Genomic DNA, 6252 nt, shown 5'->3' with positions numbered 1-6252 from the left:
TTAATGACTGAATAAGCCTCCGACAAACTTCGTCGGCCACATGAATCAGACAGGCCCAAAGAGGATCAGGACACAGTAAATATACGGACCCTGAGAACCAAATCTTCTAATCTAAAACAATTGAATCAATTATTGCCAGGGTATTCAGCATGGCACCGATTGTTTCAAGAGGGAGTATATGGTCGGCTTCCACCACCTCCAATGCAGCACGGGGCATCCTGTCAACAAATGCTGTTTCCGGATCCTGCACAATAGCAATACCACCCTCCTCCTTGATTTTTTTAAGACCGGCGCTGCCATCCTGATTTGCGCCGGTAAGAATTACACCTATCAAACCCGGGCAATACACATCGGCGGCTGATTCGAATAAAACATCGATTGCCGGACGAGCATAATTGACCCGTTCATCTCCAGAAAGAGACAAAATACCCTCATCATCCACCAGAAGATGATAATTGGGCGGAGCAAAATATACCACCCCTTCCCGCACCTTCTCCTTATCCTCGGCTTCTTTGACCTTAATATCTGACAATTCATTCAATCGTTCAATTAAATAGCTGTCGGAGTCCGGACTCATGTGCTGTACGATCAAAACCGGTACGGGCAGATCAGGGGACAATTGGGGAATAATAGTACTCAGCGCCTCCATACCGCCCGCCGAAACTCCTATTACGATTGCATTATATTTCATGATTGTGCTCGGGTGACAGACTTCAGATTTTGGATATCGGCCCTTGGGTTTCCGGCACCGGTTGCTTTTTCAAAGGAGCGATAATATCTCCGTATTTTTTACGATAAATCTTCTCTTTTTCCAAAACGGCAGTGAAACTATCATAATATTTTGAAAACCTCAGACTTTCCTTGGAACCAAGGCATAAAAAACCGCCGGGGCAAAGGCTTTCCAGAAAAAGTTTATGAACATTGCCCTGGAGTTCCTGATTGAAATAAATGAGAACGTTGCGGCAGATAATCATATTCATTTCACCGAATACACCGTCGGTGACCAGATTATGGTCGGCAAAAACCACTCTCTCGCGCAACGCCTTTTTCATGATTACATAATCATAATGTGCGCTGTAGTAATCTGAAAAGGAGCGGGTGCCGCCGGCCTGTTGATAATTGACCGTGTAATCCTTGATAAAATCAATGGGGTATATTCCCTCTTTCGCTTTTTCAAGAACAACTTCGTTAAAATCAGTGGCATATATCTGTACTCGGCCATAGAGACCCTCTTCCTGGAGAAGAATAGCGAGAGAATATATCTCTTCCCCGGTGGAGCAACCGGCATGCCATATTTTCAAAAAGGGATAGGTGCGTAAAACCGGTATGATCTCTTTGCGCACCGTCATGTAAAATGAGGGGTCGCGAAACATCTCGGTGACGTTGATGGAAAGGTCGAGAAGCAGTTTATCAAAAAAATCAGGGTGATACAGAACCTCCTTTATCATATCGGAAACGGTTTCAAGGTCGGTCATTGCAAGACGACGCAGTATTCGGCGTTTGACATGAGCCCGTGAATAGCTCCGGAAGTCATAACCGTACTTCTGGAAAATCGCGTCCAGTAATAACTGAATTTCTATGTTCTCTCTCTTAATATTTCCCATAGTAAAACGTCATAAATCACGTTGGGAATCAGGAAACAAGGCAAAGTATCGGTGACGCACACCGGCTCCTTTCAACGATTTTCATGCCTGCCCAGAGACTTAATTATAATTTCCAGCGGTCAGTGTTGTTTATACAGCCACACTCTCAACAACGAAAGAAGCTTGTCTATGTCCACAGGCTTTGCCAGATAATCATTGGCACCGGCTTCAATGCATTTATTTTTATCACCCTTCATTGCCTTGGCGGTGAGAGCGATAATCGGCAGATCCTTGAACCTTCCCTGCTCCCGAATGCGCTGCATGGCTTCATAGCCATCCATTTCAGGCATCATGATATCCATGAGCACCAGCTCAATCTCAGGTTTTTTGTCAAGCTTTTCAAGGCTTTCAATACCGTTTCGGGCGATAATGATTTTCATGCCCTTCTCTTCAAGCACACTTGCGATGGCAAAAATATTTCGCATATCATCATCAACAAGGAGAATGGTCTTATCATTGAGGACGGCTTCCTTGTCATAAGAAATTCGATGCACTCTCTGCTTTTCCGGAGGCAGATTTGCTTCAATACGGTGGAGGAAGAGGTTTGTTTCATCAAGTAGTCTTTCCGCCGACCGAACGCCTTTAACAATAATGCTGTCCGTGTAGCGCTGAAGTTTTGCTTCTTCTTCGCGGCTCAAATCACGGCCGGTATTGACAATAATCGGAATTTTCGACAGATTTTCATTTGTTTTGATCTTTTCAAGCAGATCAAAACCCGAAATATCCTTCAAGCCAAGGTCAAGAATCATACAGTCAAATCTTTCCTTGTTAAGCAACTCCCAGGCCCTTTCTCCGGTTGCGGCATCAGTTATTTCAACATCACCATTGCCGATGAGCGCCATAATGCTCTTCCGTTGAACATCATCATCTTCGACGATGAGCAGTTTTTTAACCGATTTCAGTGCAGTTTTTTTAATTTTCAGTAACGCCATGTTCAATTTATCCAAGGTCACCGGTTTGGTTAAAAAACCGATGGCACCCATCTGCATAGCTTCTATGATACTGTCCTCAGCGGAAATAAAATGAACCGGAATATGGCGGGTATCGGGGTTTTCCTTCAATCTCTCCATTACTTCCCAACCGTCAATGCCGGGCAGCCCGATATCAAGGATAATTGCGCATGGTTTATGAAAATCGGCAAAATGGAGGCCGGTTTCTCCGTCTTCAGCATGAAAGCATTTAAAACCTTTTGAATTAGCTTGTTCAATTAATACTTTTGCAAAATTGAGATCATCTTCAATGATCAATAATGTCTGGTCACCAGGCATCATGATTCGACGATTATCCTCAATATTTTGCTCGCCTGGACCTGATGTTACTTGAACCTCTTTTTCACGCGTATATGGCTTTCTGACAAATGATTTGTTTTCCTGTTTATTATCTTTCTCAGTTTCTTCCTGTATTTTTTCCGGCAGGTAGAGGATGAATACCGTACCCTGACCCTCCTCGCTCTCCATGTGCAATTCACCACCAAGAAATCGGGCAAATTCTCTTGAAATGGACAACCCAAGACCGGTGCCGCCGTATTGTCGGCTTGTTGTACCGTCTGCCTGCTGAAAGGGTTCAAAAATCAAATCCTTCTTATGTCCCGGCACTCCGATACCGGTATCCGCCACTGAAATGGCAATGGCGTTGTCACGCCTGAGTCCGCTTTTACTCAAATCCACATCTGCAGAAGGACGACCAATGGAAAGAGTCACTCCACCCTTATGGGTAAATTTGAAGGCATTTGACGCGAGATTCCTGACTATCTGCTGGACGCGCTGAACATCGGTTTTAATAATTTCCGGCACCGACGTTTCTATGTTGATGGTAAAATCAAGGCCTTTATCCTTGGCCACAGGCTTAAATAATCTTTCAATTCCTTGAGTGAATTCAATAAGATCCATATTATCAGGATGGAGTTCCATCTTGCCTGATTCCACTTTGGCGAGGTCGAGTATTTCATTAATCAATGTTAACAGATCACCTCCGGAAGAATGGATTGTTGAAGCATATTCCAACTGTTTTTCCGAAAGGGTGTGTTTTTCATCTGACGACAGCAGCTGCGACAGAATAAGGATACTGTTTAACGGAGTCCGGAGCTCATGGGACATGTTGGCGAGAAACTCTGATTTATAGGTGTTGGCAATCTCCAGCTCATTGGCTTTCTGTTTGATTTCAAGCTGGGCGAATTCAAGTTCCTTGTTTTTCGTCCTGATTGCGTCTCGTTGCTCTTCAAGAGCCTGAGTTCTTTCCTCAAGTTCTTCATTGGCAACCCGTAACTCTTCCTGCTGACTTTGAAGATGTTTTTCAGACTCCTCAAGGGCTTTGGTCTGTTCCTCAAGCACCTCATTGGATTTCCAGAGCTCATCCTGCTGTAACTTCAATTTTTCCGCCTGTTTGCGGGTCTGATCCAGCAATTGCGTCATCTTACGATGGGCGTTTGCCGATTCGATGGCAATGCCGATATTATCAACAACCCTTTCGAGAAACTCCATCTGGATATGGGAGAAACGATGAAAAGCGCCGAGTTCGATTACGCCGCTGACCTGCTGGTTATAGTAAAAAGGCACCACCGCAAGGCTGTGCGGCACGGAATCCCCGAGACCTGAATCAATCTTTATATAGTCGAGGGGGACCTCCTCAATGAGCATGGGACTGCCGTCCCGAGCAACCTGACCCACCAGGGCTTCGCCGATTTTGAATTCCTTCGGAAAATCAGCTTCCTGCTTGTGGGCATAGCCACCGGCGAGGACCAGCACCTTCTGGTCGTTGAGTACATAGAATGCGCCGACAAAGGCATTGAGGTATTCAGCGAGAAAGGCAATAATATTATTGCTGATGAGTTCAAGGTCATTTATGCCACGCATAACATCGTTAAGTTCATTGTAGCCGGCTTTGAACCAGTCCTGTTTTTCATTATCATCGGTCATTTCACTCAATCTGGTGGTCATGTTGAGCAACGCGATGGCCAGTTCATCCTTATCCGATTTAGGCAGTATTTCCGTTGAATAATCACCTTCTGCAACCGCATTTGCCTGGCGCACGACAGCCCGGAGATTCTCCGCCATCTGATTGACCGAGGTGCTGAGTGAATCCTTATCGCTCCTCAATTCGATGGACTTACTATAATCCCCTATGGCAATGGCCTGGCAGACATCAGAGATGCCCCGGAAAGAATCAACTACCACCTTGAAACTCTCGGCCAGTTCGCCAATTTCATTAGGTCCCGAATGAATGTCGGAATAGCTGAGATCACCTGAGGCTATCCGCCGCGACCAGCGGGATAATTCTCTCACCGGCACAATAATTCTTCTGGTAACGGTCAGTGCCAGAAGGACAACAAAAATACCGGTTCCGGTTGCAAGACCATAAACAATTTTTCGTAAAAGAGAGACGGGGCGAAAGGCTTCATCGACATTGATTTCCGCAATCATTATCCATTTGAGTCCAAGATTCTCAAGACTGTCGAGGCGGGTGTATCCGCCAAGGACATCATCGCCATATGGTCCTTGATAAATATCCATCTTTCCTTCGGTGGCGATTGCCGAATCTATTTCACCATTCTGGATGGCCTGGCGGTATTCTTCAGGGTTGGCGATTTCAGAAAAAACCTTTTCGGAATTCATCCAGTTCCGGACAACCTCAGTATCAATCCGGCGTTTCAGCATGGAGGATTGCTCTTCAAACCGTGAATCAGACCGCATGAGCAAATCTTTTCCAACGAGATAGGCCTGTCCTTTATTGCCGAGGCCGGTACTTTCCTGCATGATGTCATTGATCTGGTGGATCGGCATCTTAAAAGCCATCAAGCCGATCTTTTCACCATTGGCATCGACCATCGCCTTACCGAGAAAAAGAACCAGGGCATTATTTGTCGGGGCATAAAATTCAAGATCACCTGCCACTGGTTGCCCGGTTTCCAAGGTTTCCCAACATGCCCGGGAAAATTCAGTATCCGCAAATTTGTCCGTAAATATATTGGTGCCGAGATCGTCTTCTCCCATAACACTAAAAAGTACGCCGCCATCAACATCAATGAGAAGGACATCGTAGTAACCATAGATTGCCGCAAAATTGCCGATATCATAACTTCGGTTCGCGGTGATATTACGGTATTCAATGGTGTTGATGAATTCCTCCACCGGCAGACCGCTTTTCAGAAACGCCTGTCGCAGCTCAATTAAGAGTTCAATATTCACCTGGAGGTCTGTCTGGAGGGTGATGTCCTTCAAACGCTCGGAAAAATAGGCCGCAAAAAATTTTTTCTTGTCTTTCAGGGAGGCGGACAGGGACTGAATTGCGTCTTTTCTGAGGCTGGAATGGGCATTGCGGAAACTCACCAGGCTCATAATGGTGAGGGGCACGAGAGATATTGCCAGAAACCAGAGAAAGAGGGTTTTCCCCAACCCGCTGAACATCTTGCGGGAGGCAAACTTCATGCTTTCGCTGTTAATGCTTGAATCATCCTTGCCGGTCACAGCGCCCTCCTAAACCCGACAAAACCGGGTTTAATAATTATAAATTGTCGACATCGTATAAAGTAAGATGCCGACGCGTATCCCGCTTATTACTTATTAAAATTACTTGAGACGATAATTCAGCATCCAACTCCGTAGGCGTTCAT

3 protein-coding genes are annotated in these 6252 nt (G+C 45.5%); all 3 read right to left on the bottom strand.

From position 1 onward, the window contains the following. Positions 1–106: 106 nt before the first annotated feature. The 3 genes from KKE17_15095 to KKE17_15085 all read right to left on the bottom strand — a co-directional run bounded on the left by KKE17_15095 (position 107) and on the right by KKE17_15085 (position 6106). Positions 107–691 (bottom strand): chemotaxis protein CheB, encoded by a 585-nt coding sequence (locus tag KKE17_15095; protein MBU1711325.1) that lies wholly within the window; start codon positions 689–691, stop codon positions 107–109. A 22-nt stretch (positions 692–713) separates the two neighbouring features. Continuing rightward, entirely contained in the window at positions 714–1604 is an 891-nt protein-coding gene (locus KKE17_15090) for a protein-glutamate O-methyltransferase CheR (GenBank protein ID MBU1711324.1), read from the bottom strand. Between the two features lie 119 nt (positions 1605–1723). Next, positions 1724–6106, bottom strand: a complete 4383-nt coding sequence (locus tag KKE17_15085) for a response regulator (GenBank protein MBU1711323.1) — start codon at positions 6104–6106, stop codon at positions 1724–1726. Positions 6107–6252: the final 146 nt, after the last annotated feature.

This window comes from Pseudomonadota bacterium, from assembly GCA_018823135.1.
Classification (GTDB): Bacteria; Desulfobacterota; Desulfobulbia; order Desulfobulbales; family CALZHT01; genus JAHJJF01.
This window is presented reverse-complemented; position numbering and strand designations above follow the sequence as displayed.